We start from the raw sequence: 23,058 nt of genomic DNA on the forward strand, positions 1-23,058 counted from the left end.
GCGGTGCGCTGGAGCCAAATGTACTCACAGCAGCCAGGACGGCAGGTAATCCTTAAGCCATTCGAAGGCCTGCATGCCGACGAAATACAGTATCCAGCCGATCACTGCGAAGTACACCAGCGTCACGATCAGCCAGAACAGGGCGAACAGCAGCATCAGCCCGTCGCGCTCGAGCAGTGCGACGCAGGCGAAGATGATCGAGAGTGCGGGAATGGTGTTGGTCAATGGCAGACCGGGGAGCGGCACCGCGATCAGGATGCCGCCCAGCACGATCAGCCAGCCTGCGAATGCCAGCCCCCGCCGGCCCTCGACCCAGGATTCCAGCCGCGGCCGCGAGATCTTGCGGCACCAGCGCAACACCCGTCGGCAGGCACCCAGCATCAGCTCCACCTGGCGCGGCCCCAGCGTCAGCGCGGCGATGCGCTGCGGCAGCCAGGGTGACTGGCGGCCTCGGATCATCTGCCAGCCCAGGATCAGGAAGGCGGCGCCGGCTGCCGTCGAGATCGGTCCCAGCGACACCGGGATCAGGAAGGGCAGCGAGATCAGCAGGCAGATGAAACCGTAGCCGCCGTCGCCGATGGCGGCCAGCATGTCTCCCAGCATGACGCGTTCGAGACGTGCCTTTTCGACGAACTCTTCCAGGACGCCGGTCAGGCGATCAACAGCAGTCATGGGCAAGGCGGACAGTAAGGGCGGCGCAGTGTAACAGCCCCTTTGCAGCGGTCCGCGACGCAGGCAAGGCCAGGAGGTGGCCCTTCACCACGACACGTCCGGGCGTGGTCGACGGCGAGGCAGACACCTGAACCGGATACCTCCGCTCCGGGCCCCGGTGCCGATTCTGGGCGATAATGGGCGGCTCGGCGGGGACGCAGAGCGTCGCGGCCGCTCCCTATTCCACTGAATCCTGGACGCACAACGACCATGACCCTACTCAAGCAGCTCGGCCTGGCCGACACGAATTCCGGCACTTATCTCGGCAACGGTGAATGGTCCACCACCACCGACGCCGGCGTGATCGAGTCCATCAATCCCACCAGCAACGAGCTGATCGCCCGCGTTCACGCGACGAGCACGGCGGACTACGAGACTGTCATGGCCCGGGCCCAGGCCGCCTTTGCGCAGTGGCGCACGACGCCTGCGCCACGCCGCGGCGAAGCCATCCGCCTGTGCGCCGAGGCGCTGCGCAGGCACAAGGATGCGCTGGGTTCCCTGGTTGCCCTTGAAATGGGCAAGTCCAAGGCCGAAGGTGACGGCGAAGTACAGGAAATGATCGACATCGGCGATTTCGCCGTCGGCCTTTCGCGCCAGCTCTACGGCCTGACCATGCATTCGGAGCGTCCCGGCCACCGCATGTACGAGCAGTGGCATCCGCTCGGCCTGGTCGGCATCATCTCGGCCTTCAATTTCCCGGTCGCCGTGTGGGCCTGGAACAGCTTCATCGCCGCCGTCTGCGGCGACATTTCGGTGTGGAAGCCGTCGCCGCGCACACCGCTGACCGCTGTCGCCTCGATGAAGATCTGCAATGAGGCGCTGCGTGCCGGCGGCTTCCCGGACATCTTCTTCCTGATCAACGACGCCGGCACCGACCTGGCGCAGGCCTTCGTCGATGACCACCGCGTGGCGCTGGTGAGCTTCACCGGTTCGACGCGCGTCGGCCGCATCGTCGGCGAACGTGTCGCCCGCCGCATGGGCCGCTCGCTGCTGGAGCTGGGCGGCAACAACGCCATCATCGTCGATGAGAGCGCCGACCTGAAGCTGGCCATCCCGGCCATCGTCTTCGGTGCGGTCGGCACCGCCGGCCAGCGCTGCACCACGACGCGACGCCTGTTCGTGCACGAGTCGATCTACGAGGACGTGCTGGCCAAGCTGGTCGCCGCCTATCAGCAGGTCGAGAAGCGCATCGGCGATCCGACCGATCCGGCCAATCTGATGGGCCCGCTGAACAGCCGTGACGCCGTCGCCGCCTACCTGGCGGCCGTCGAGAAGGCGAAGGCGCTGGGCGGCAACGTCGAAACCGGCGGCGCCGCCATCGATCGCCCCGGCAACTTCGTGCTGCCGACCCTTATTACCGGCCTGACCAACGACGCCGAGGTCGTGCAGACGGAGACCTTCGCGCCGATCCTGTACGTGATGAAGTTCAGCCAGCTGGACGAGGCGATCGCGCTGCAGAATGCGGTGCCGCAGGGCCTGTCGTCTTCGATCTTCACGCAGAACCTCAAGGCGGCCGAAGCCTTCCTGTCCGCGGCCGGCTCGGACTGCGGCATCGCCAACGTCAACATCGGCACCAGCGGCGCCGAGATCGGTGGTGCCTTCGGTGGCGAGAAGGAAACCGGCGGTGGCCGCGAATCCGGTTCCGATGCCTGGCGCGCCTACATGCGTCGCCAGACCAACACCATCAACTACTCCGACGCGCTGCCGCTGGCGCAGGGCATCAAGTTCGACCTGTAAGCGCGTTCCGCTGCCGGGGCCGGACACGACGTCCGGCCCTTCCTCCCGAGGCCGTTGCCGTGTTCTACGACCTGATCCGACCGCTGCTGTTCCGCATGGATGCCGAACGCGCACATCACGCCACGCTGCGCCTGCTGGCGCTTGGCCACAAGCTGGGCATGGTGCGGCAGAACGTTGCCGCCCTGCCGACACGGGCCATGGGCCTGGAATTCGCCAACCCGGTCGGCCTGGCCGCGGGACTGGACAAGAACGGCGCCTGCATCGACGCGCTGGCCGCGCTCGGCTTCGGCGCCATCGAGGTCGGTACGGTCACGCCGCGTCCGCAGCCCGGCAATCCGAAGCCGCGCATGTTCCGGTTGCCCGAACACCAGGCCGTCATCAATCGCCTGGGCTTCAACAACGACGGCGTCGAGGCACTGCTGGCCAACGTCGAGCGCGCGCGCTGGCGCGGTGTCCTCGGCATCAACATCGGCCGCAACAAGGACACGCCGAACGAGCGCGCGGTGGGCGACTACCTGCACTGCCTGGAGCGGGTGTTTCCCCTGGCCAGCTACGTCACCGTCAACATATCCTCGCCCAACACCCAGGGCCTGCGGGACTTGCAGGAAGAAGAGCTGCTCAAGCGTTTTGTCGGCGGCCTGCGCGAGCGTCAGGAGCAGCTCTCCGGCCAGCACGGCCGCTACGTGCCGATGCTGATCAAGATTGCCCCGGACCTGGACGAGCCGGCGCTCGACGGGATGGCGGCGGTCATGCTCGAAGCCCGGGTCGACGGCCTGATCTGCACCAATACAACCATCGCGCGCGATGCCGTCGCCGGACATCGCCATGGCAGTGAAACCGGTGGCCTGTCCGGACGCCCGCTGATGAAGCCGGCGACCAGCGTGCTGCGTGGACTGCGCGACCGGATGGGTCCGGAGGTGACGCTCATCGGCGTCGGCGGCATCTGCAGTGGCCGCGACGCGGTGGCGAAGATCCAGGCCGGCGCCGATCTCGTGCAGTGCTACAGCGGGCTGGTCTATCGCGGACCCCGGCTGGTCGCCGAATGCGTCGAGGCGATCGCTGCAAAACGTGCGCCCCGTCACCCTTGAAAGCCGGCATCGACAAGCAGCGCTTTTGCTGGCAGCTTGTCTGACGTTCCAGCCGGCATACCGACCGGCACAGGGGGAACATGAATGACTCTGGATCTGCAGGTCGGCGTACCGCTGCGCGCCCTCAACACCTTCGGCGTCGACGTGGAAACGATGATGATGGCGCAGATCGATGCCATCGAGGACCTGCCTGAACTGTTCACGGCGATCGACGAGATCGGCCTGTCCTGGCTGCCGCTGGGCGAAGGCAGCAACGTGCTGTTCGTCGAGGACTACGACGGCATCGTCGTGCGGGCGAACCTGAAAGGCACCGATTGGCAGGGCGATCACGACGGCCTTGCGCGTGTCCGCGTCGGCGCCGCCGAGAACTGGCACCGGCTGGTCGAGTGGACCCTGGACAACGGCATGCGCGGGCTGGAGAACCTGGCCCTGATTCCGGGCAGCGTCGGCGCCGCACCGGTCCAGAACATCGGCGCCTACGGCGTTGAACTTGATCGATTCATCGCCTTCGTCGAAGCCTATGACACCCGCGAACGTCGCCTGGTGCGGCTGCCGGCATCAGAGTGCGGCTTCGGCTATCGCGAGTCGCGCTTCAAGCGCGAGCCGGAGCGCTGGCTGGTCGCCGCGGTCGAGTTCGATCTGCCGCGCGACGCCCCGACCGTGACCGCCTACGCCGGCGTCCGCGAGGAAATCGCCGCGCAGGGCACCGATGGCACCGATCCACGGGCGGTATTCGATGCCATCTGCGCCCTGCGCCGGCGCAAGCTGCCCGACCCGGCGCAGATCGGCAATGCCGGAAGTTTCTTCAAGAACCCTGTGGTGCCCGGGTTGCAGTACGCCCAGCTGCGCGATGCCTTCCCGGACCTGCCCGCCTGGCCGCAGGACGGCGGCGACCAGGTCAAGCTCAGCGCCGCCTGGCTGATCGAGCAGGCCGGCATGAAAGGCCATCGACTGGGCGATGCCGGCATCAGCGAGCGGCACGCCCTTGTTGTCGTGAATCATGGCCGCGCCAGCGGCAGGGAACTGTGGGCGCTCGCGCAGCAGGTGCGCAATGCGGTGGAAGCGCGCTTCGGTGTCCGACTCGAACCCGAGCCGAGGGTCATCGCCGCGCGCTGACGAGAGGGTGCGGGACGTGTTGTCGATCTGCGGCATTGCTCGCAGATTTGCGGCCCGCCACTGCGCTATCGTCATCCGTCCGACAAGGGGAGTCCTCCATGGCCGAGACCATCGCCACCCTGCCCGGCTGCCACCCGGCACCATCCGACCATCCAGGGACCAGCCGGAGGCGCCGCCATGAGCCGACCTGATTCCGCGCTGCTCGACCTGGCCCGGCGCCGGCTGCTCGGCGTCCTGCCCGGCCTGTTTTCCGACCCTACGCCGCCGCCGATGCGACGTCCCGGCAAGCCACCGGTGTACGCGGAGGCGGAACAGGACCCGGATCTGCAACCGGCCGCGGTCACGACGCCGCCGGCGCTGGTGCGCTGGCTCAATCGCGCCACGTTCGGCACCACGCCCGCCTTGCTGGCCGAGGTCAACGGACTGGGCGGGAACGACGATGCCCGCTGGCAGGCCTGGGTGGACCAGCAGCTCAATCCGGCTGCCATCAACGATCCCCAGGTCGATGCCCGGCTGACGGCGGCGAGCCATCCGACGCTGTTCAAGTCACTGAGCGAACTGTGGACGCAACACCATGCCGTGACGACGGACTATGGCGTGCGCATGCGCCCGATCACCGAAAGCGAATGCGCCAAGGTCGTGCGCGCCGTCTACAGCCGGCGGCAGCTCTACGAAGTCGTGGTCGATTTCTGGCACGACCACTTCAGCACCTTCGGCTGGCACTACGACGGCGGGCCGGTGTTCCCGCATTACGACCGCGACATCATCCGTGCCCACGCTCTGGGCAACTTCCGGGCAATGCTCGGCGGTGTCACCCGCGCGACGACGATGATGTACTTCCTCGACCTGCGTTCGAACCGTCGCGACGGGCCGAACGAGAACTACGCGCGCGAGCTGGTGGAGCTGCACACGCTGGGCGCCGAGAACTATGCCGGCGTGCTGCGTCCGGATGATCCGTCGCTGCCCAGCGGACAGGCCAATGACGGTGTCAACGTGCGACTGAAGTACGTGGACGAGGATGTCTACAGCGCCACGCGCGCCTTCACCGGCTGGACCATACGCGATGGACACTGGCAGTTCCCCGCGGAAAACGACGGCCAGTTCACCTTCAGGCCGGGCTGGCACGACAACTACAGCAAGTGGTTTCTCAACCGCTTCATCCAGAGCTACAAGGGCGACGACGACGGCGAGATCGTGCTGAACACGCTGGCCGCGCACCCCGGCACGGCCACGCATGTATGCCGCAAGCTGTGCCGCCGGCTGGTTGGCGACAATCCCCCGGAAAGCCTGGTACAGAGCGCGGCACAGGTCTTCGGACAGCACTGGCAGGCGGCCGACCAGATCGCCCGCGTGATCCGGCACATCCTGCTGTCCAGCACCTTCAAGGCGGCGTTCAACCAGAAGATGGCGCGGCCGTTCACCATCGCCATGGCCGCGTTGCGCGGCCTGCAGGCGGACTACACGCCGGTGTGGGACAACACCAGCAACTGGACGACGACCGAAGAGTTCATCTCGCACCTGCGCGCGACCGGGCATGGACCGTTCTACTGGCCGGCGCCGAACGGCTACCCCGACCGCCAGGAGGCATGGTCGAGTTCCGGCGCGCTGGCGATGACCTGGAAGCTGCTGGCGCACTTCACGACCATGCGCCAGGTACGCGGCGACAACCAGTCGCCGCTGGTCGCCGATATCGTGGCGCAGACCATGACCGCACTGCCCAATGCCGCCCAGCGGACGGCGGGCGGCATCATCGATTACTGGCTCGGGCGCCTGTACGGATTCCAGCCGGAACCGGCGCGACGCGCCCAGCTCGTCGATTTCCTTCGCCAGAACGCGGCGGCCGATGCGCCGCTGGACATCACCACGGATGCCTGGGCGAACGCGAACAACCCGAGCGCGTTCTACACGCAGTCACGCCTGCGCTACGCGGTCGCGCTGATCCTGTGCGCGCCCGACTACTTCCGCCGCTGAGGAGCGCGACATGAGCATGAATCGACGCGATTTCCTGCGCACCAGCTCGCTGGCGACCCTCGCCGTCGGCGCCGGCGCGCGCACCCGCGTGGCACTCGGCAATCCCGATGCGGCGACCAGCGATGTACTGGTGTTCGTGTACTTGCGCGGTGGCATTGATGGCCTGAGCCTGGTGGCACCGGTCGCCGGCGAGCTCCGCACGCAATACGAACAGGCGCGCAGCGCAACCCGCATTCCGGCCACCGGCGCGAACGCCGCGCTGCCGCTTGGCAGCAGCGGCTGGGGCCTGCATCCGCGTGCCAGCGGACTGCACGGCCTCTTCCAGGCCAGCCGGCTCGCCGTCGTGCATGCGGTCGGCATGCTGCACGAGCCGGTCACGCGCAGCCATTTCGAGGCCCAGGCCTTCATGGAATTCGGCCTCAACGGACAGGCCGGTACGCAGGGCTGGTTGACCCGCCACCTGATCAGCGGTGGGCTGCCGGCCAATGTCTCCATTCCCTCGGTGAGCGCCGGTGCGATCACGGCGACCAGCCTGCTGGCCAGCACCGAGACGATCACCATGGCGAACCTGCAACAGTTCCGCCTGAATACCGGCCCCTGGAACTGGAACCACAGCACGCAGGGCACGCCGGCGGGCGCACTCGGCTTCGCGGAAGTGCTGCCGCAGCTCTGGCAGGGCAGCGACATCCTGGAGCGCAAGGGACAGCAGGCTCACGATGCGCTGGCGATCATCCGGCCGATCGCTGGTGAAACGTATACACCCGGCAACGGCGCACAATATCCGAGCGGCACGCTCGGCGACCAGCTGCAGATGCTGGCCAACCTGATCAAGCGCCAGGAACTCGGCCTGCGCGTGGCGACGGTGGATGTCGGCGGCTGGGACACCCACAACGGCCAGGGCAATCCGACGCAGAGCTACGATTACTTCGGCAACCAGGTGGAACCACTATCGCGCGCACTCACCGCGTTCTACACCGATCTGAACGGCAGCGGCGCCGGCAATCATGCCGGGCGCGTCAGCGTGGTCGTGATGAGCGAGTTCGGTCGCCGCGTGCTCGAGAACGACGCCGGTGGCACCGACCACGGCTACGGCAACGTCGCACTGGTCATGGGCGGCACCGTCAACGGGGGCGTCTACGGCACGTTCCCCGGCCTCGGCACCAACCAGCTGTTCGAGCGCGCCGATGTCGGCGTGACCACGGACTACCGGCAGATCCTCAGCGAATGCCTCCTGCGCCGCCTGGGCAATCCCTATCTCGGACACGTTTTCCCCGGCCTGAACAGCTACACGCCACTCGGGCTGTTCAGCGATGCCACTGGACTGGCCCCGAACTGGGGCGGCTTCGACCACCTTTTCGACAACGGCTTCGAAGCGGCCTGAGCCCGGCAGACGCAGGCCCGCGGCGCGACATGGCGTTTGCCGGACGAGGGGCCGGGCGCGGTCCAGCGCGTGAGCGCGGCACGCGCGGGATCACGCGCATTGCCGCGCGCATTGACGTTGGCGCCGGCGCTGCTTACCATGCGTCGGCTGATCGTCGGGGTATAGCTCAGCCTGGTAGAGCGCCAGCTTTGGGAGCTGGATGTCGAGAGTTCGAATCCCTCTGCCCCGACCACTTTCTTCCGCGCCTCCGCGCACATCCGTCGCCGCAGGCGCGACGCGAACCCTTCCGATTGCGTCGTTGTATTCTCCCGGCCGTACGCGCCCGTAGCTCAACAGGATAGAGCACCGGCCTTCTAAGCCGGTGGTTGCAGGTTCGATTCCTGCCGGGCGCGCCATCCACTTCGGACTACTGGCATTCCGCCGGCTGTGTGCACTAGAATGCGCGCCCCAGCGGTGGATGTAGCTCAGACGGTTAGAGCACCGGATTGTGATTCCGGGGGTCGCGGGTTCGAATCCCGTCTTCCACCCCACCTCGTTTGATGGCGTCGTCCGCTTCTGTCGACCACTCTGGCATCTCGACACGGACATCCAAAGACGCTGGATCGAGTGTGGTTCCGAGGCTTGCCAAGCCCGGAACAAGGCGGCACAATTCCGCCTCTGCGCGTCATCGGCGGGCTGTTAGCTCAATGGTAGAGCAGCTGACTCTTAATCAGTAGGTTCGGGGTTCGAGTCCCTGACAGCCCACCAACCCAACCCGATTGCTCGCGCAATGTTCCAGAACGATGGCGCGGGCGAGAGTGGCGGAACTGGTAGACGCGCTGGATTTAGGTTCCAGTGGGGCAACCCGTGAGAGTTCGAGTCTCTCCTTTCGCACCACACCGCTGATCGTCGACTCCCCATTGTGACGCAGGCCATGAAGGCCGGCGCACGATTTCCTTGCAGGACCACCCATGCAGATTTCACTGGAAAACACCGGCACGTTCGAGCGCAAGCTCACCGTCACCCTTCCCTCCTCGCGCCTGGACGACGTCGTCCGCAGCCGCCTGCAGGATCTCAGCCGTGAAGTGCGTCTGAAGGGTTTCCGCCCCGGCAAAGTGCCGATGTCGGTGATCCAGAAGCGCTACGGCAACCAGGTGCGCGAGGAAGCCCTGGGTGAGCTGATCCGTGACAGCTTCGGCGAAGCGCTGCGCCAGGAAAACCTGCGCCCGGCGATGTCGCCGCGCATCACGCCGGTCGGCGACATCGGCGGCGAGCAGTTCGCCTATACCGCCGAATTCGAGGTGCTGCCGGAACTGGCCACGATCGATGTCAGCGGCCTCAGCATTGAACGCGTGCAGTCCAACGTCGAAGACGCCGACATCGATCGCATGATCGAAACCCTGCGCCTGCAGCGCCGCACATGGAATCCGGTCGAGCGTGGCGCCGGCAATGGCGACATGGTGCTGTTCGAGCATCACGCACAGGCCGGTGACGCACGCTTTCCGGTCGAGGGCAACGAGCGCGCCGGCACGATCCTGGGCTCCGGCGCCATGCTGCCGGCTTTCGAAACCGAACTGGCGGGACTGCAGGTCGGCGACGAGAAGACTTTCAAGGTCGAGTTCCCGGCCGACTGGCGTAACAACCCGGAACTGGCCGGCAAGACCGCTGATGTCACCGTCAAGGTGACCAAGGTGCACGAGTCGCGTGTTCCCGAGGTCGATGCCGATTTCATCAAGAGCTTCGGCATCGCCGACGGCAGCGTCGAGCAGTTCCGTTCCGACGTTCGCGCCAACCTGCAGCGCGAGCTGAACTCGGCCATCGCCGGTCGCCTGAAGCAGTCGGTCATCGACAAGCTGCTGGCGGCCTATCCGGATCTCGAAGTGCCCAAGGGCATGGTGTCAATGGAAGCCGCCGCGCTGCACGCCGACGCCCAGCGCACTTTCGCGCAGGCGCAGCAGGCCGGCCGCCAGCTGCCGCCGGTGCCGGCCGTGGAAGCGTTCGAGGAAACGGCGCTGCGCCGCGTCCGTGCCGCCGTCCTCATCGGTGCGATCGCGCAGCAGAACGACATCCGCCTGGAAGAGTCCCGCCTGCGCGAAGCGCTGGCGACGATCGCCTCGACCTACGAGGACCCGGAAGAGGTCATCCAGCTGTACTACAGCAACCAGCAGCTCATGGGCGGCCTGCAGCAGCGCGTCATGGAAGACCAGGTCGCCGAGTGGGTGGCGGAAAAGGCCAAGGTCGAAGTGCGCGAGATTCCGTTCACCGAGGTCATGAATCCGCAGACCGCCTGACGGCGGGCCGGTAGCGGTTCAGGACGACGCGGCCCACGGGCCGCGTCGTCGTTTCCGGAACCACCCTGCCCGGCGCAAACCCGAACGCCTTGTGCGCGGCGACCCGCGCCCCCATCTGATCTGGCATGCTGTAGGCCTGAATCCGGAGACTCCCGATGTACCCACCGTCCTTCAATCCCCAGAACCTGAACCTGGTTCCGGTCGTCGTCGAACAGACCTCGCGTGGAGAGCGCGCCTATGACATCTACTCGCGCCTGCTGAAGGAACGCGTGGTGTTCATGGTCGGTCCGGTGGACGACTACATGGCCAACGTGGTCGTTGCCCAGTTGCTGTTCCTCGAGTCGGAGAATCCGGACAAGGACATCTCGCTGTACATCAACTCGCCCGGCGGTTCGGTGAGCGCCGGCCTGGCGATCTATGACACCATGCAGTTCCTGAAGCCGGACGTCAGCACCATGTGCATTGGCCAGGCCGCGAGCATGGGCGCGCTGCTGCTCACCGCCGGTGCCAAGGGCAAGCGCTATTCACTGCCGCATTCGCGGATCATGATCCACCAGCCGTGGGCGGGGGGCATTTCCGGCCAGGCGACGGACATCTCGATCCACGCCAAGGAAATCCTCGACACCCGCGAGCGACTGAACCGCATCCTTGCCAAGCACACCGGCCAGGACGTGGAAACCATCGCCCGCGACACCGAGCGCGACAACTTCATGGCTGCGGACGTGGCGAAGAAGTACGGCCTTATCGACGAGGTGCTGGAGCGCCGCGCCGACGTCGCCGCGAGCTGATACAGGGATGTCCACTTCACCGGGTCGCCTGATCGAGGACGACGCAGCACTGAAGGCGCTGCTCGACGGCACCCGGCGCATTGCCGTGCTGGGCATCAAGACCGAAGCCCAGCACGACCAGCCGGCGTTCTACGTGCCGGCTTACATGGCCGACGCCGGCTTCGACATGGTTCCCGTGCCGGTCTATTACCCGGAGGTGCGCGAGATCCTCGGCCGGCCGGTCGTGCGCTCGTTGCGTGCCATCGAAGGCCCGGTGGACCTGGTCAACGTCTTTCGGCGTCCGTCCGACCTGCCGGCGCATCTGGATGACCTGATCGCCCTCGCCCCCCGCGCCGTCTGGCTGCAGAGCGGCATCCGCGACGACGCATTCGCCGCCGCCCTGGTTGCCTCCGGGATCGACGTGGTGCAGGATCGCTGCCTCATGGTCGAGCACCGGCGCCTGCGCACCCGCTGATCGCCACCTGGGAACTCAATCCTCCGGCGGCGGCTGCCTGACCGGCACCGGCACGTTGCAGAGCTCGACCTTTCCGACCGGGTGCACGAACCATTCCTCGCGCCGGTTGCGACGCGATTCGACCAGCCGCTCGAAGGCCGGCGTGTCCGTCCGCATCACCTGCAGCGGAACGCGTTCCGCCTCCGGCACATCGCTGCCCAGCCGGATCGAACGTATTGCGATGCGCTGCGCCGCATCCTCGAAGAATCCCATCGGCCCGCGACCGCGTGGAAGGCCACCGAGCACTTCCATGCCCGTCAGCACCCGGCCAACCAGCGTGATGTTGCGGTCCAGATGCCGCGGGCTGTGGCCGGTCACCACGTACAGCTCGCTGCCATTGCTGGAATCCGCCGCGTTCTCGCGCCCGGCGCCGACGGCGGCATAGCAGTGCGCCAGCCAGGCCTGGTCGCCGTCGGCCGCACTTTCACGCGCCACCGGGAATCCGTTCGACCAGCCCACCTGCGGTGCATAGACATCGCCATCCGGCAGGCGGGTGAATGCAACCGCGGACGCAGCCACCGTGAACTCCGCTGGCAACTGCCGTTCCGCCGCGCCGAGTTCACGTGCGCGGTCGGCATTTCCGGATTCGGGATCGCCCCATTGCACGACGTAGTTCTCCTGCACGCGCACGATCGCCAGGCCGTCCCAGTATTTCTGGCGCGCCAGCTTGCGGATGTTGGCGACATGCGCCGGCGCGAAGGCCGGTGCCAGCTCGATCACGACGCGTCCGGCTTCCAGGTCCAGGTAAAGCAGATCCGCCAGCTCCGGCGTGCGCCAGTCCGACGCCGTGGTCGCCCCCAGCACGTCGGCCATGGTCAATGGTCGCGCGCCGCCTTCGGATCGGCCGAAGGCCGTCGAGACCAGCGCCAAACCCAGGCACGCCGCTGTAAACATTCCCCGCCTCATCGAAGCCCTCCGTTGCCCAGGCCCGCAGCTTAGCGCGGCATCGTGGGCAGGATCACGAAGCCGGTGTCGCCAGTTTCAGCCCGACGAGCCCGGCGACGATGAGCACGATGCTGGCGATGCGCAGCGCACTGGCCGACTCGCCGAACACGATGATGCCGACCACGAAGGCACCGACCGCGCCGATGCCGGTCCAGACCGCGTATGCAGTGCCCAGCGGCAGCACGCGCATGGCCAGCGCCAGCAACCAGAAGCTGAAGATCATGCAGGTCACCGTGACCATGCTGGCGACAGGCCTGCTGAAACCTTCGGAGAATTTCAGGCCGACGGCCCAGGCGACTTCCAGCAGCCCTGCCGCGAACAGGTAGATCCATGCCATGTCCGGCTCCCCATGTCCTGATCGGGTCGGGGCCGTCCCCTGGATGAAGCGGTCACCGCCTTGCACGATGCGCCGGCGTCGGGTCGTCCCGACGCCCACACAGGCTAGCCATGGACCGGCACAGGCTCAAGCGCCGCCGTCACTTCCATTCATGCGCTGGCGGGCATGCCGCGCGGTCAGTCCAGGCACACCCGCAGCAGTGCCTTGAGCACCGGCGTCACCATATCGGCGCGACCTTCATCCCAGGCGAAGGTACCCTCGTCCATGTAGGTGCGCTGCGCCAGTTCCAGCTGCACGGCGTGCACGCCTTCGTCCGGACGGCCGTAGTGCCGGGTGATGTACCCACCCTTGAAACGGCCGTTGACGACATGGGTGTAGCCATCCTGGGCGGCGAGGACGGCGCCCAGCCGGCGCGCAAGATCCGGCGAACAGCTGCCGCCATCGGCCGTGCCGAGGTTGAAGGCGGGCAGCTCGCCTTCGAACAGGAAAGGGAGGAAGCCACGGATGGAATGGCCTTCCCACAACACCACGCGCCCGTGCAGCGCACGCAGTCGTTCGAGTTCGCAGGCCAGCGCCTCGTGATACGGATGCCACCAGGTCTCGACGCGCTCCGCGATCTCCGTGGCATCGGGTTCGGCGCCGGGCAGATACACGGGCTCACCGCTGAACTGCACGGTCGGGCACAGCCCGGTCGTGTTCTGGCCCGGATACAGCGAGCGATCATCCGGCGGCCGGTTCAGATCGACCACGTAACGCGACCAGCGCGGCACGATCATCGAGGCGCCGAGCTCGCGGGCGAAGGCATAGAGCCTGCTGACATGCCAGTCGGTATCCGGCGCACGCCGGGCCGAGGGCGTCATGCGTTCTGCGAGTCCGGCGGGAATTTCGCTGCCGTCGTGCGGCAGGCTGACCAGGAGCGGCGCGTCGCCGCGGTGCAGTTGAAAGATTTCCACGTCCGGCAGTGTACGACGCGTCCGCAGGGTTTGGCAGCCAGCCTAGAATGACCGCTCGCGCCGCCGCCTGGATCCAGGCGATCGCCCCCCCGCCGGTCCGGATTACTTCGATGAGCCTTGCCGTTGAACTCGTCGGCTTCGCCGCCGCCACGCTGACCACGCTGTCCTTCGTTCCGCAGGCGATCAAGACCTGGCGCAGTCGCGATACACGCGCCCTGTCGCTGTCCATGTATGCCGCCTTCACCGTAGGCGTCGGCTGCTGGCTGGCCTACGGCCTGCTTCTGGGCTCCTGGCCGATGATCTTGTCCAACATCGTCACGTTGACGCTGGCGGCGATGATCCTGGTACTGAAAATCCGCCACGGCTGATCACGACGCCGGCGCATCATCGGACGCCGCCCGGAAGAACACTCCGGTCAGCGGCACCTCCAGGGCTTCGCAAATCCGGAAATCCCGCTACAGAGACGGCGCATGGCGCCCGCCTTCCAGCGCGATGATCGTCTGGCGCATCACGCCGCAGCGCGGCGCCGGCGATTCCTGGGTCATCTCGCCGCGCTCCAATCGCAGGGGCGGGGGTGAATGCCGAGGAACGTGCCCGCCATGTCAGTGCCGTTTGCCCCGGTTACAGCGCACCTGCACCGCGAACTCGACCCGCTGCGACACCACCCGCGGACGTATCAGCAGCGGCGCCAGCAAGGCCGGCGTCGCCGACGCCAGGCGTTCGGGCGGCGTCACCGCCAGCGCGGCCTGACGTTCGGCCAAGGTCCAGCGGCCTGCGCTGGAGGTGCCCGCGGGGATCCGGCGAGCGCGCCCGTCGACCTCGACACGCCCTCGCCAGCGCGTGCCCGGCATACCGGAGAATACCGGCCACGCGATCGCCATCGTCACGACGTTGGGTCCAGCCCGGCGCATCCGGGAAGTCGGTGACCGGGCCGGGCAAGGCGAACAGCGCAGCCCGGCCGCGACGCAGGCCATCGCCTGGGCTAGGCACAGCAGTCCGATCCGTGCATTCCACTCCACCGGCGAGGCGGGCACTTCCAGCGATCGGCCGACAGCGTGGATATCCACCAGAGCGACAGGCACATGGTGGCCAGCACGATGGCGATGCCGACATCTCGCGAATCGGATCCGAAGATGCCGGGCCCAGCAAGACCCACCCCAGCCGGACCACCAGGATCGCCGCGGCCGCGACGGCCAGCACCCGCCGAATCATGGGCCCCACAGGGCCATCCGCAATCGACTTGATCTATGGCTCACGTTACATGTGGCCGCGACTGATGTAAAAACTGTTTGACAACGCTTGCGAAACGCGGGGTCTGGCACCATGTCAGGTCCATTCTCCCGACCGGATGACCTCCCCATGTCCCAGGCCATCGCTGTGACCACCGCCGACTTCGAAGCCGAAGTCATCCACGCCTCCATGGACCTGCCGGTCCTGGTGGATTTCTGGGCGCCCTGGTGCGCGCCCTGCCGCTCGCTCGGCCCGATCCTCGACAAGCTCGCCGAAGAGTTTGCCGGTCGCCTGAAGGTGACCAAGATCAATACTGACGAGGAACCGCAGCTGGCCGGCTTGTTCGGCATCCGCAGCCTGCCGACGGTGGTGCTGATGAAGGACGGGCAGCCGGTCGACCACTTCATGGGCGCGCAGCCGGAAGGGGTGGTCCGGCAATGGCTGGAACCCCATCTCGGCGCGCTGCCGGAAGTGGAAGCGCCCGCCGTCGCAGCGGCACCGACCGCCGTCGATGCGGATACCGCGCTCGCCGAGGCGCGCCGCGCACTGGCTGAATCACCTGACACCGCGGAACTGAAACTGGATCTGGTCGAAGCGCTGCTGCGCAAGCAGGAAATCGACGAAGCACGCACCCGCCTGGGCGAGTTGCCCGCCGCCGAAGCCGAATCGGACCGCGGCCGCCGCCTGGCCAACCAGCTGGCGTTCGTGCAGGTCGCCCAAGGCGCGCCGTCGATCGCGGAGCTCGACGCACGGCTGCTGCGTGATCCGGACGACCACCCTGCGCGCCACCTGCTCGGCGTCCGCCTGCTTCTCGACGGCGATGCGCCGACGGCGCTGGAAAGCTTCCTGGAATTGATGCGACGCGACCGCAAGTTCGGCGACGACCTCGGCCGCAAGTCGCTGGTGCAGGCGTTCAGCCTCGTCGACGACGCCGACCTGGTCGCACAGGTCCGCCGCCGCATGTCCAGCCTGCTTTTCTGAGCGAACCCATGAGCATCGAAATCGTTTCCGAACAACGCTGCCACGGCGGCACCCAGGGCATTTACCAGCATGCGTCCGACGCCACCGGCGGAAACATGCGGTTCTCCGTCTTCGTGCCGCCGGCGGCGGGCGACGGGAAATATCCCGCCCTCTACTTCCTGGCCGGCCTGACCTGCACCGAGGAAACGTTCATCATCAAGGCCGGCGCGCAGCGCCTGGCCGCCGAACTCGGCCTGGTCCTCGTCGCGCCCGACACCAGCCCACGCGACACCGGCCTGGACGGGGCCACGGGCGACTGGGAGTTCGGCGAAGGCGCCGGCTTCTATGTCGATGCCACGCAGGCGCCGTGGTCGACCCGTTTCAACATGCACCGCTATGTCGCGGAGGAACTGCCTGCCCTGGTCGAAGCGCACTTCCCGGTCGATCCGTCGCGCCGCGGCATCTTCGGGCATTCAATGGGCGGCCATGGCGCACTGACCCTCGCCCTGCGCCATCCCGGCCGCTACCGCTCGGTCTCGGCCTTCGCACCGATCGTCTCACCTGCGCAGGTCCCCTGGGGCCGGAAGGCGTTTCCGCGCTACCTCGGCGAGGACGAGACGACCTGGCGGGGCTGGGACGCGACGGCCCTGGTCGAGGACGGCCATCGCTTCGATGGCGAGATCCTCATCGACCAGGGCGAAGCCGACCGCTTCCTCGAGGCGCAGTTGCAGCCGGAACGCTTCGCCTCGGCCTGCAGGGACGCCCGCCAGGCGCTGCGCTTGCGCATGCAGGCCGGATACGACCACAGCTACTGGTTCATCCAGACCTTCATCGACGACCACCTGCGCCACCACGCCCGCGCGCTGGAGGGTTGACCCGGCATCCCCTCCCGCATTCCGGGGGCTTCACGGCCTGCCGGCAGTCGGCAACAATGCCGCACCGGGCGGCGAAGGTCGCGGCCCACAATTGGAGTCGCTCATGCGCGCATTGCTGTTGTCCCTCCTCCTTGTCTTCGGCCTGTCCGCCACGCCGGCGCGCGCCGCCGACGTCATCGAAACCATTTCCGCCCAGCGCGTCGTCGACCTGCTGGGGCAGGCCGGCTTCGTCGGCGCGGAAATCGACGCCGACGAAGATGTCCTGGTGAACATGCAGGGATATCGCGTCCTCATCCTGGTCGGCACCTACAAGGGCAAGAACCTCTCGATGCGCTTCGCGCTGGCGGGCACAAAGGCCACCCACGAGACGGTCAACCAGTTCGACACCGAGAAGCGCTTCGGTCGCGCCTATCTCGACCGCGACGGCGATCCGGTGCTGGAAGCGGACCTGGATCTGGAGGGCGGCGTCACCGAAGCACGTGTGGTCGACTACTTCCGCACCTACAACCAGCTGATGGTCCACTTCCTCCGCGCGGTGCTGTGACCGCGGAAGGTCCTGCTCCAGCCGGCCGCGCAACGCTGGCCGGCTTCGCCGCCATCTGCCTGTGGTCGACGCTGGCGGTGCTGACGCTCGGCACCGCCGGCATGCCGCCGTTCCTGCTGCTTGCGCTGGGCTTCGGTATCGGCGGCCTGCTCGGCCTGGCCCTGCTGGTGCGTCCCGGCGGCGCCGGCCTGCAGGCATTGAGACAGCCGCCGCAGGCGTTCCTGCTTACGACCGCTTCGCTGTTCGGCTATCACGCGCTGTACTTCATCGCGCTCAAGTCGGCGCCGGTGGTGCAGGCCAACCTGATCAACTACCTCTGGCCCCTGTTGATCGTGGTGTTCGCGGCGCTGCTGCTGCGCCAGCGCGTCGCCGGCCGGCAATGGCTGGGCGTGCTGACGGGACTGGCCGGCGCGATCCTGATCGTCACCGGCGGTGCCCGCATCGGCATCGATCCGGCGCATTTGCCGGGCTACCTCGCCGCCCTCGGTGCGGCCGTCACCTGGGGCATTTATTCGGTGCTCAACCGCCGTTTCGCCCAGGTGCCTTCCGCCACCATCGCCGGACCCTGCCTGGTCGTGTCCGTCCTCGGCGCGATCTGCCACGTCGTCCTGGAAAACGGGATCGCATGGGATGTGCGCACCGCCGCCATCGTCCTCGCGATGGGACTGGGGCCGGTGGGCATCGCCTTCTGGCTGTGGGATATCGGCACCAAGCGCGGCAGCCTGCCGGTGCTGGGCAACCTCGCCTACGCAACGCCCCTGCTTTCGACGCTTTGGCTGCTGATCGCCGGTGCCGCGACACCGCACTGGAGCCAGGCGGTGGCCTGCCTGCTCATCATCACGGGCGGACTGCTGGGGACCGCCAACGTCCGTGCGCCGCGGCGCTGATCGCCGTGCCCACCTGCGCTAAGGTAGGGCTCCGGTGACGGGAGGACATTGGCGATGAAAAGCTCTGCCGTACTTGGCCTGGCGCTGGGCCTGCTGTGCGCTCCGGCCGCCGCCGACGACGTGCTCCGTTTCCTGGATGCCCCCGATCGTCGCGGTGGCCAGGTACTCGCACCACCGAACTGCCAGGGCGGCCTGCGCAATGACGACGGCAGTTTCGAAGGCGCGACCGGCTACGCCAATGCGGTCCAGGTCGGTGCCTACGTCATGGCGCTCGACATTCCCGCAGGTTTCCAGCCGACGCGGGTCTGCCTGTGCTGGACGCGGGGCCCGTTCAACAACGGGACGGACCTGGACTTCGACGTCGTGTTCTTCGCCGACGACGGGGTCGGTGCCAAGGGCGAACCCGGTTTCCCGGGCACCGAACTGGGCCGCACCAGTGCCCGGGCGGAAGCCATCCCCGAGTTCCTGAAAGACGGCGTCGCCATGTACCCGGTCGATCTGCCACCGGAACTGCGCGCGCTGTCCGGCCGGATCCATGTCGGCGTGGAATGGCAGCCCTTCGTCAACCGGCAATTCTTCAACTGCAACGACACCGAAGCGGAGGGGTCGACGGAACGGCCGGTATTCGAGGGCTACAGCCACGTTCCGCCGGAGCCGTTCTGGTCGCCGCTGTCACCGATGCGTCCGACGTATCGAGCCTTCGGTACCGTGCTGTACGGCGAGCTCGTTGCCGCACACGATTTCGAATGTCGCGACGATCTTCCGGGCTGCATTCCGCCGCCCTGAGCAGCGCGGTTCACGTCACCGGCAAGGGTGGCGGATAGCGGCGCCCTTCGCGCACCGGCTGGAAACAGGGCGCGTCGTGATAGAAGTCGACGGTTCCCGCGCGCGGATGCCAGCCCGGCACGCCGGCCAGCGGCAGCGGACGCAGCTCCAGGGGATCGTTCAGCACCTGGCCGCTGCGGATCGCGCTCACCAGCGTATCCCGCGCGCGCCACGGATCGTCGCCGAGGACGACCATTGCCTTGCCGACCAGCCAGGGCTGCGGGTACAGCGCGTGTTCCAGCAGCGCGTGACCGAAAACGTGGATGTGGATGCGGTGCCGCCAGGCGCTGCCACCGTCGAGGAACAGCGTCGACCAGTCGTGCCGGTCCCAGGCAGGCAGCAGCGACGCGTCAGGCATCACGACGACGATACCGGCTTCGTCGAAGTGCGTCAGCGCGCATTGTCCGCGCGTCCTTTCGCGCCGGCCGACGATGCCGATATCGGCCACCTGGCGGGCGTTGAGGGCGCGCTTCAGGGCTGGATACTCCATCCAAACCAGCGCGTTCAGCAGGTCGTGCCAGTTGTCGGGACGCGTCGCCACACGTCCTGTCGCGGCAATGCGCGTTTCGTAGTGATGGCCATCGGCAAGCAGTGCCGCATCCTGGCGTACAAAGCGGATGCCCGGATCGACGGCGCCCATGCGCCGGTCGAGTTCATCCAGCGCCGGCCAGTGTTCCGCTCGCAGCAGGTCCAGATGTCGCGCGTAAGCGGCGAAGGCCGGATGGTCGAAACAGGCGGAATCCACCGTCCCGCGCAACGGCGCGACGAAGCGCATCAGTCGTCGGCGGACACGCCAAGCGGCCGCGCGAACAGGTCATGCTCGTCGCAGGCTTCGATCACCACGTCGATGATGTCGCCGGGCTTGACGCCCTCCACCTGCTGCACATGGACCACGCCGTCGATCTCCGGCGCATCGGCCATCGAGCGCGCAGTGGCCAGGTCGTCTTCGGCGACATCGACGATCACCTTCTGCACGGTACCGATCTTGCGTTCCAGGCGCGCGGCACTGATCGCGGCCTGGTGCTCCATGAAACGCGCCAGCCGCTCCTCGCGCACCTCATCCGGCAGCGCGCCGGGAAGATCATTCGCCGCCGCGCCGTCGATCGGTGAATAGGCGAAGGCGCCGACGCGGTCGAGCTGCGCCTCGTCGAGGAAATCCAGCAGTTCCTCGAACTCCGCTTCCGTTTCGCCGGGAAATCCGACGATGAAGGTGGAGCGGATGGTCAGCTCCGGACAGGCCGCGCGCCACGCCTTGACGCGGTCGAGCACGCGCTCGACATTGCCAGGCCGCTTCATCAGGCGGAGGACGCGCGGGCTTGCGTGCTGGAATGGAATGTCGAGGTAAGGCAGCAGACGCCCCGCGGTCATCAGCGGGATCACCTCGTCGACGTGCGGATAGGGATAGACGTAATGCAGGCGGGTCCAGACACCCAGTTCCGACAGGCCTTCGCACAGTTCCGTCATGCGCGTACGCCAGGCACGGCCGCGCCATTCGCGTTCGGCGTAGCGCAGGTCGACGCCATAGGCGCTGGTGTCCTGCGAAATCACCAGCAGCTCGCGCACGCCGCCGCGGACAAGCCGTTCGGCCTCGCGCAGCACATCGTCGACCGGGCGCGACACCAGGTCGCCGCGCATCGACGGAATGATGCAGAAGCTGCAGCGATGGTTGCAGCCTTCGGATATCTTCAGGTAGGCGTAGTGCTTCGGCGTCAGCTTGATGCCGGTACCCGGCACCAGGCTGGTGAACGGGTCGTGCCGCGGCGGCAGCGCCTCGTGCACGGCGGTCAGCACGCTGGCGTAGTCCTGCGGGCCGCTGATCGAGAGCACGCCCGGGTGCGCCTCGCGGATGAGGTCGGCGCGCTTGCCGAGGCAGCCGGTGACGATCACCTTGCCGTTCTCCGAAATCGCTTCCCCGATCGCATCCAGCGATTCGGTCACGGCCGCCTCGATGAAGCCACAGGTATTGACCACCACGACATCGGCATCGTCGTAGGTGCCGACGACATCATATCCCTCGACCTTCAGCTGGGTGAGGATGCGCTCGGAATCGACGAGCGCCTTCGGACAGCCAAGGCTGACGAAACCGACTTTGGGCTGGCTGGTGGACATGGAGATGGGCCGGGAAAGAAGGCCGCGGATTATAGCCGCCTGCCTCCATGAGGGCCGTGCCGCGGCAGAACCCGGGCTTTCCAAGGAGCGGAACAGGCGTTTCGGACACCCAGGACTTCCGGCCGTTGCGGATTGCGAACAAGGTCGTAGCCTGCGCCGCTACCGCCCGCCGCCGCCGCAATACCGCCGCGTCGGGCCGCGGGCAGTCCCGCCCTGGCCGTCCCGACGCGTTTCCATGCAGTTGATCGACGACCCCAGCGCCTGCCTGCAGCTTGCACCCACGCTGGATTCTGGCCGGCCGTTTGCCACGACCGCCGCGGGCTGGCGCTGATCCACAAGATCGACGGCTGGATCAGGTGTGCGTGGCGCCCGATATCGCCGCCGCGCTGCCCAGGTGGACAGCCGGCGGAAGAAACGTCGCCGTCGACGGCGGGACGACCCGTTCGCTGGCCGAGCCGCTCGCCTGGCGCCAGGACGCGGCGGGACGTGTCCCGGGGTTGGCGCTGGAGGACGGCCGCGAGCGCGAACGGACCGTGGCCGGCTCTTTCTGAACCGGCCTGCGCCGGGCCGCCCCGCCGGCCCGGCGCGTCGATACGTCGCCGGGCCAGGACTGCGTATGATCATGCAGGTATCCGGTGGAGCCGACATGGGCGAACGTATCCAGATTCCCACCCAGGGCATGCAGTGCATCGGCGCCTGGCTGGCGCGACCGGCCGGCGCCCCCGTCGGCGGCGTGGTGATCGTGCAGGAGATCTTCGGTGTCAACGCGCACATCCGCAGCCTCGTCGAGCATTACGCATCGCTGGGCTTCGCGGCGATCGCCCCGGCAGTGTTCGACCACGTCGAAGCGGACGTCGAGCTGGGCTATGACGAGCCCGGCGTGGAGCGCGGTCGCGCCCTCGCCGCCGCTGTCGGTTTCGAGCGCGCGCTCGAAGCGGTGGTCAGCGCCGCCGAAGCGATCGCGTCGGCGGGCCGGATCGCCGCGATCGGGTTCTGCTGGGGCGGAACCGTTTCCTTCCTTGCCAACACGCGCCACGGCATGCCGGCCGCGAGTTATTACGGCGGGCGTACGGTCCCGTTCCTCGGTGAACGCCCGAAGGCGCCGCTGCTGATGCATTTCGGCGAGCGCGATCCGATCATCCCGCCTGGGCACGTCGACCTGCACCGCCAGGCGCTGCCCGAGGCCGAAATCCATGTCTATCCTGCCGGCCACGGGTTCAATTGCGACCAGCGCGCCGACCATGACCCGGCCAGCGCCGCGCTTGCCGGACGCCGCACACTGGACTTCCTGCACAGGACGCTGAGGCCGTGAGCGACTTCCTGCTTCATCCGCAACTGCTTGCCGATACGCATCCAGTCTGCGAACTGGCGCTGTGTTCGGTGCGTCTCATGGACGATACGCGCTGGCCCTGGCTGATCCTGGTGCCTCGGCAACCATTCCTGCGCGAGCTGATGGACCTGTCGGCCGACGACCAGCTGGCGCTGCTCAAGGAGGTCAACCGCGCCGGACGCGTCCTGCAGCGCCTGTACCGCTGCGAGAAGCTCAATGTCGCCGCGCTGGGCAACATGGTGCCGCAGCTGCACATCCACGTCATCGCACGGCACAAGGACGACTACGCCTGGCCGCGGCCGGTCTGGGGCAAGGGCACGGCGGTACCGTATTCACCGGAGCAGCTGTCGGAACAGCTGGTCGAACTGGCGCGTGCGCTGTCGGCCTGAACGGCGCACAAGGCTCACGTTCGCTCTCCCGCCCAGCCTGAACCGTCCCCTGCGGCGGCGGTTTTCTTGCCCGTGGATCGACGTCAGAATCGGCACATCCGAATCACGATGGAGTACCT

General features: G+C 67.3%; 24 protein-coding genes and 5 tRNA genes. 22 read left to right on the top strand and 7 right to left on the bottom strand.

What is annotated here, in order from left to right:
- Positions 1–24: 24 nt before the first annotated feature.
- Complete coding sequence (locus tag EDC25_RS00870) at positions 25–672, bottom strand: exopolysaccharide biosynthesis protein (RefSeq protein WP_123521774.1); 648 nt, start codon at positions 670–672, stop codon at positions 25–27.
- 249 nt (positions 673–921) lie between these two features.
- Between EDC25_RS00870 and amaB the strand changes: the two genes are divergently transcribed.
- The 13 genes from amaB (at position 922) to EDC25_RS00935 (ending at position 11,516) form a co-directional block, all read left to right on the top strand.
- Positions 922–2,448 carry an L-piperidine-6-carboxylate dehydrogenase gene (gene amaB / locus EDC25_RS00875; protein WP_123521773.1) on the top strand — a complete coding sequence of 509 codons (1,527 nt, stop codon included), beginning with the start codon at positions 922–924 and terminating at the stop codon, positions 2,446–2,448.
- A 59-nt stretch (positions 2,449–2,507) separates the two neighbouring features.
- Positions 2,508–3,536, top strand: a complete 1,029-nt coding sequence (locus EDC25_RS00880) for a quinone-dependent dihydroorotate dehydrogenase (RefSeq protein WP_276312283.1) — start codon at positions 2,508–2,510, stop codon at positions 3,534–3,536.
- Between the two features lie 84 nt (positions 3,537–3,620).
- Entirely contained in the window at positions 3,621–4,652 is a 1,032-nt protein-coding gene (gene murB, locus EDC25_RS00885) for a UDP-N-acetylmuramate dehydrogenase (protein ID WP_123521772.1), read from the top strand.
- Between the two features lie 177 nt (positions 4,653–4,829).
- Positions 4,830–6,623, top strand: a complete 1,794-nt coding sequence (locus EDC25_RS00890; RefSeq protein WP_123521771.1) for a DUF1800 domain-containing protein — start codon at positions 4,830–4,832, stop codon at positions 6,621–6,623.
- Between the two features lie 10 nt (positions 6,624–6,633).
- The gene (locus EDC25_RS00895) at positions 6,634–8,004 is read left to right on the top strand and encodes a DUF1501 domain-containing protein (RefSeq protein ID WP_123521770.1); all 1,371 of its coding nucleotides are present in this window, start codon (positions 6,634–6,636) and stop codon (positions 8,002–8,004) included.
- Between the two features lie 155 nt (positions 8,005–8,159).
- Positions 8,160–8,236 (top strand) — tRNA-Pro (locus tag EDC25_RS00900).
- Between the two features lie 86 nt (positions 8,237–8,322).
- Positions 8,323–8,399: transfer RNA gene (locus EDC25_RS00905), tRNA-Arg, on the top strand.
- Positions 8,400–8,457: 58 nt separating this feature from the next.
- Positions 8,458–8,534, top strand: a tRNA-His gene (locus EDC25_RS00910).
- Between the two features lie 142 nt (positions 8,535–8,676).
- Positions 8,677–8,751: transfer RNA gene (locus EDC25_RS00915), tRNA-Lys, on the top strand.
- A 44-nt stretch (positions 8,752–8,795) separates the two neighbouring features.
- Positions 8,796–8,880: transfer RNA gene (locus EDC25_RS00920), tRNA-Leu, on the top strand.
- A gap of 74 nt (positions 8,881–8,954) precedes the next feature.
- Positions 8,955–10,274: a trigger factor gene (gene tig / locus EDC25_RS00925; protein WP_123521769.1), complete on the top strand. Its 1,320-nt coding sequence runs from the start codon at positions 8,955–8,957 to the stop codon at positions 10,272–10,274.
- Positions 10,275–10,429: 155 nt separating this feature from the next.
- Entirely contained in the window at positions 10,430–11,062 is a 633-nt protein-coding gene (gene clpP, locus EDC25_RS00930) for an ATP-dependent Clp endopeptidase proteolytic subunit ClpP (protein ID WP_123521768.1), read from the top strand.
- Positions 11,063–11,069: 7 nt separating this feature from the next.
- Entirely contained in the window at positions 11,070–11,516 is a 447-nt protein-coding gene (locus tag EDC25_RS00935) for a CoA-binding protein (protein WP_123521767.1), read from the top strand.
- 15 nt (positions 11,517–11,531) lie between these two features.
- On the opposite strand, the gene EDC25_RS00940 is transcribed toward EDC25_RS00935, so the two are convergent.
- The 3 genes from EDC25_RS00940 to hutG all read right to left on the bottom strand — a co-directional run bounded on the left by EDC25_RS00940 (position 11,532) and on the right by hutG (position 13,790).
- Complete coding sequence (locus tag EDC25_RS00940) at positions 11,532–12,449, bottom strand: peptidylprolyl isomerase (RefSeq protein WP_205984937.1); 918 nt, start codon at positions 12,447–12,449, stop codon at positions 11,532–11,534.
- A 64-nt stretch (positions 12,450–12,513) separates the two neighbouring features.
- Positions 12,514–12,837, bottom strand: coding sequence for a quaternary ammonium compound efflux SMR transporter SugE (gene sugE, locus EDC25_RS00945; protein ID WP_123521765.1), 324 nt, complete (start codon positions 12,835–12,837; stop codon positions 12,514–12,516).
- A gap of 176 nt (positions 12,838–13,013) precedes the next feature.
- Positions 13,014–13,790 carry an N-formylglutamate deformylase gene (hutG, locus tag EDC25_RS00950; RefSeq protein ID WP_123521764.1) on the bottom strand — a complete coding sequence of 259 codons (777 nt, stop codon included), beginning with the start codon at positions 13,788–13,790 and terminating at the stop codon, positions 13,014–13,016.
- A gap of 110 nt (positions 13,791–13,900) precedes the next feature.
- On the opposite strand from hutG, the gene EDC25_RS00955 reads away from it, so the two are divergent.
- A complete protein-coding gene (locus tag EDC25_RS00955) occupies positions 13,901–14,158 on the top strand; it encodes a SemiSWEET transporter (RefSeq protein WP_123521763.1) in 258 nt (85 codons plus the stop codon).
- Positions 14,159–14,392: 234 nt separating this feature from the next.
- On the opposite strand, the gene EDC25_RS00965 is transcribed toward EDC25_RS00955, so the two are convergent.
- Entirely contained in the window at positions 14,393–14,677 is a 285-nt protein-coding gene (locus tag EDC25_RS00965) for a hypothetical protein (protein WP_132577161.1), read from the bottom strand.
- 472 nt (positions 14,678–15,149) lie between these two features.
- Between EDC25_RS00965 and trxA the strand changes: the two genes are divergently transcribed.
- The 5 genes from trxA (at position 15,150) to EDC25_RS00990 (ending at position 19,072) form a co-directional block, all read left to right on the top strand.
- Positions 15,150–16,001: a thioredoxin gene (trxA, locus tag EDC25_RS00970; RefSeq protein WP_123521761.1), complete on the top strand. Its 852-nt coding sequence runs from the start codon at positions 15,150–15,152 to the stop codon at positions 15,999–16,001.
- Positions 16,002–16,009: 8 nt separating this feature from the next.
- Positions 16,010–16,855: an S-formylglutathione hydrolase gene (fghA, locus tag EDC25_RS00975; RefSeq protein ID WP_123521760.1), complete on the top strand. Its 846-nt coding sequence runs from the start codon at positions 16,010–16,012 to the stop codon at positions 16,853–16,855.
- Between the two features lie 103 nt (positions 16,856–16,958).
- Positions 16,959–17,399, top strand: a complete 441-nt coding sequence (locus EDC25_RS00980) for a YbjN domain-containing protein (protein ID WP_123521921.1) — start codon at positions 16,959–16,961, stop codon at positions 17,397–17,399.
- Positions 17,396–18,286, top strand: a complete 891-nt coding sequence (yddG, locus tag EDC25_RS00985; RefSeq protein ID WP_205984935.1) for an aromatic amino acid exporter YddG — start codon at positions 17,396–17,398, stop codon at positions 18,284–18,286. Before EDC25_RS00980 ends, yddG begins: the two co-directional genes overlap by 4 nt.
- A gap of 54 nt (positions 18,287–18,340) precedes the next feature.
- Positions 18,341–19,072, top strand: a complete 732-nt coding sequence (locus tag EDC25_RS00990; protein WP_123521759.1) for a hypothetical protein — start codon at positions 18,341–18,343, stop codon at positions 19,070–19,072.
- A 10-nt stretch (positions 19,073–19,082) separates the two neighbouring features.
- Here EDC25_RS00990 and EDC25_RS00995 read toward each other — a convergent pair whose 3' ends face one another.
- Positions 19,083–19,886: a DUF3025 domain-containing protein gene (locus EDC25_RS00995; RefSeq protein WP_123521758.1), complete on the bottom strand. Its 804-nt coding sequence runs from the start codon at positions 19,884–19,886 to the stop codon at positions 19,083–19,085.
- Entirely contained in the window at positions 19,886–21,220 is a 1,335-nt protein-coding gene (gene rimO, locus EDC25_RS01000; protein ID WP_123521757.1) for a 30S ribosomal protein S12 methylthiotransferase RimO, read from the bottom strand. Before rimO ends, EDC25_RS00995 begins: the two co-directional genes overlap by 1 nt.
- A 362-nt stretch (positions 21,221–21,582) precedes the next feature.
- Between rimO and EDC25_RS01005 the strand changes: the two genes are divergently transcribed.
- From EDC25_RS01005 to EDC25_RS01015, 3 genes are all read left to right on the top strand, one after another.
- Entirely contained in the window at positions 21,583–21,771 is a 189-nt protein-coding gene (locus EDC25_RS01005; RefSeq protein ID WP_123521756.1) for a hypothetical protein, read from the top strand.
- Between the two features lie 95 nt (positions 21,772–21,866).
- Positions 21,867–22,532 carry a dienelactone hydrolase family protein gene (locus tag EDC25_RS01010; RefSeq protein ID WP_123521755.1) on the top strand — a complete coding sequence of 222 codons (666 nt, stop codon included), beginning with the start codon at positions 21,867–21,869 and terminating at the stop codon, positions 22,530–22,532.
- Positions 22,529–22,939, top strand: a complete 411-nt coding sequence (locus EDC25_RS01015) for an HIT domain-containing protein (protein WP_123521754.1) — start codon at positions 22,529–22,531, stop codon at positions 22,937–22,939. The genes EDC25_RS01010 and EDC25_RS01015 overlap by 4 nt, the downstream gene beginning before the upstream one ends.
- Positions 22,940–23,058: the final 119 nt, after the last annotated feature.

Origin of the sequence: Pseudofulvimonas gallinarii, from assembly GCF_004343305.1 — a bacterium.
Lineage (GTDB): Bacteria > Pseudomonadota > Gammaproteobacteria > Xanthomonadales > UBA2363 > Pseudofulvimonas > Pseudofulvimonas gallinarii.

Bases quoted from the DNA above. Each gene is read 5' to 3' on its own strand.
- EDC25_RS00990 (WP_123521759.1), top strand. From the start codon at position 18,341: ATGAAAAGCTCTGCCGTACTTGGCCTGGCGCTGGGCCTGCTGTGCGCT.
- EDC25_RS00955 (WP_123521763.1), top strand. From the start codon at position 13,901: ATGAGCCTTGCCGTTGAACTCGTCGGCTTCGCCGCCGCCACGCTGACC.
- EDC25_RS00940 (WP_205984937.1), bottom strand. From the start codon at position 12,449: ATGTTTACAGCGGCGTGCCTGGGTTTGGCGCTGGTCTCGACGGCCTTC.
- clpP (WP_123521768.1), top strand. From the start codon at position 10,430: ATGTACCCACCGTCCTTCAATCCCCAGAACCTGAACCTGGTTCCGGTC.
- amaB (WP_123521773.1), top strand. From the start codon at position 922: ATGACCCTACTCAAGCAGCTCGGCCTGGCCGACACGAATTCCGGCACT.
- EDC25_RS01010 (WP_123521755.1), top strand. From the start codon at position 21,867: ATGGGCGAACGTATCCAGATTCCCACCCAGGGCATGCAGTGCATCGGC.
- EDC25_RS00890 (WP_123521771.1), top strand. From the start codon at position 4,830: ATGAGCCGACCTGATTCCGCGCTGCTCGACCTGGCCCGGCGCCGGCTG.
- sugE (WP_123521765.1), bottom strand. From the start codon at position 12,837: ATGGCATGGATCTACCTGTTCGCGGCAGGGCTGCTGGAAGTCGCCTGG.
- trxA (WP_123521761.1), top strand. From the start codon at position 15,150: ATGTCCCAGGCCATCGCTGTGACCACCGCCGACTTCGAAGCCGAAGTC.
- EDC25_RS00895 (WP_123521770.1), top strand. From the start codon at position 6,634: ATGAGCATGAATCGACGCGATTTCCTGCGCACCAGCTCGCTGGCGACC.
- murB (WP_123521772.1), top strand. From the start codon at position 3,621: ATGACTCTGGATCTGCAGGTCGGCGTACCGCTGCGCGCCCTCAACACC.
- fghA (WP_123521760.1), top strand. From the start codon at position 16,010: ATGAGCATCGAAATCGTTTCCGAACAACGCTGCCACGGCGGCACCCAG.
- EDC25_RS00870 (WP_123521774.1), bottom strand. From the start codon at position 672: ATGACTGCTGTTGATCGCCTGACCGGCGTCCTGGAAGAGTTCGTCGAA.
- EDC25_RS00980 (WP_123521921.1), top strand. From the start codon at position 16,959: ATGCGCGCATTGCTGTTGTCCCTCCTCCTTGTCTTCGGCCTGTCCGCC.
- EDC25_RS00935 (WP_123521767.1), top strand. From the start codon at position 11,070: ATGTCCACTTCACCGGGTCGCCTGATCGAGGACGACGCAGCACTGAAG.
- rimO (WP_123521757.1), bottom strand. From the start codon at position 21,220: ATGTCCACCAGCCAGCCCAAAGTCGGTTTCGTCAGCCTTGGCTGTCCG.
- tig (WP_123521769.1), top strand. From the start codon at position 8,955: ATGCAGATTTCACTGGAAAACACCGGCACGTTCGAGCGCAAGCTCACC.
- EDC25_RS00995 (WP_123521758.1), bottom strand. From the start codon at position 19,886: ATGCGCTTCGTCGCGCCGTTGCGCGGGACGGTGGATTCCGCCTGTTTC.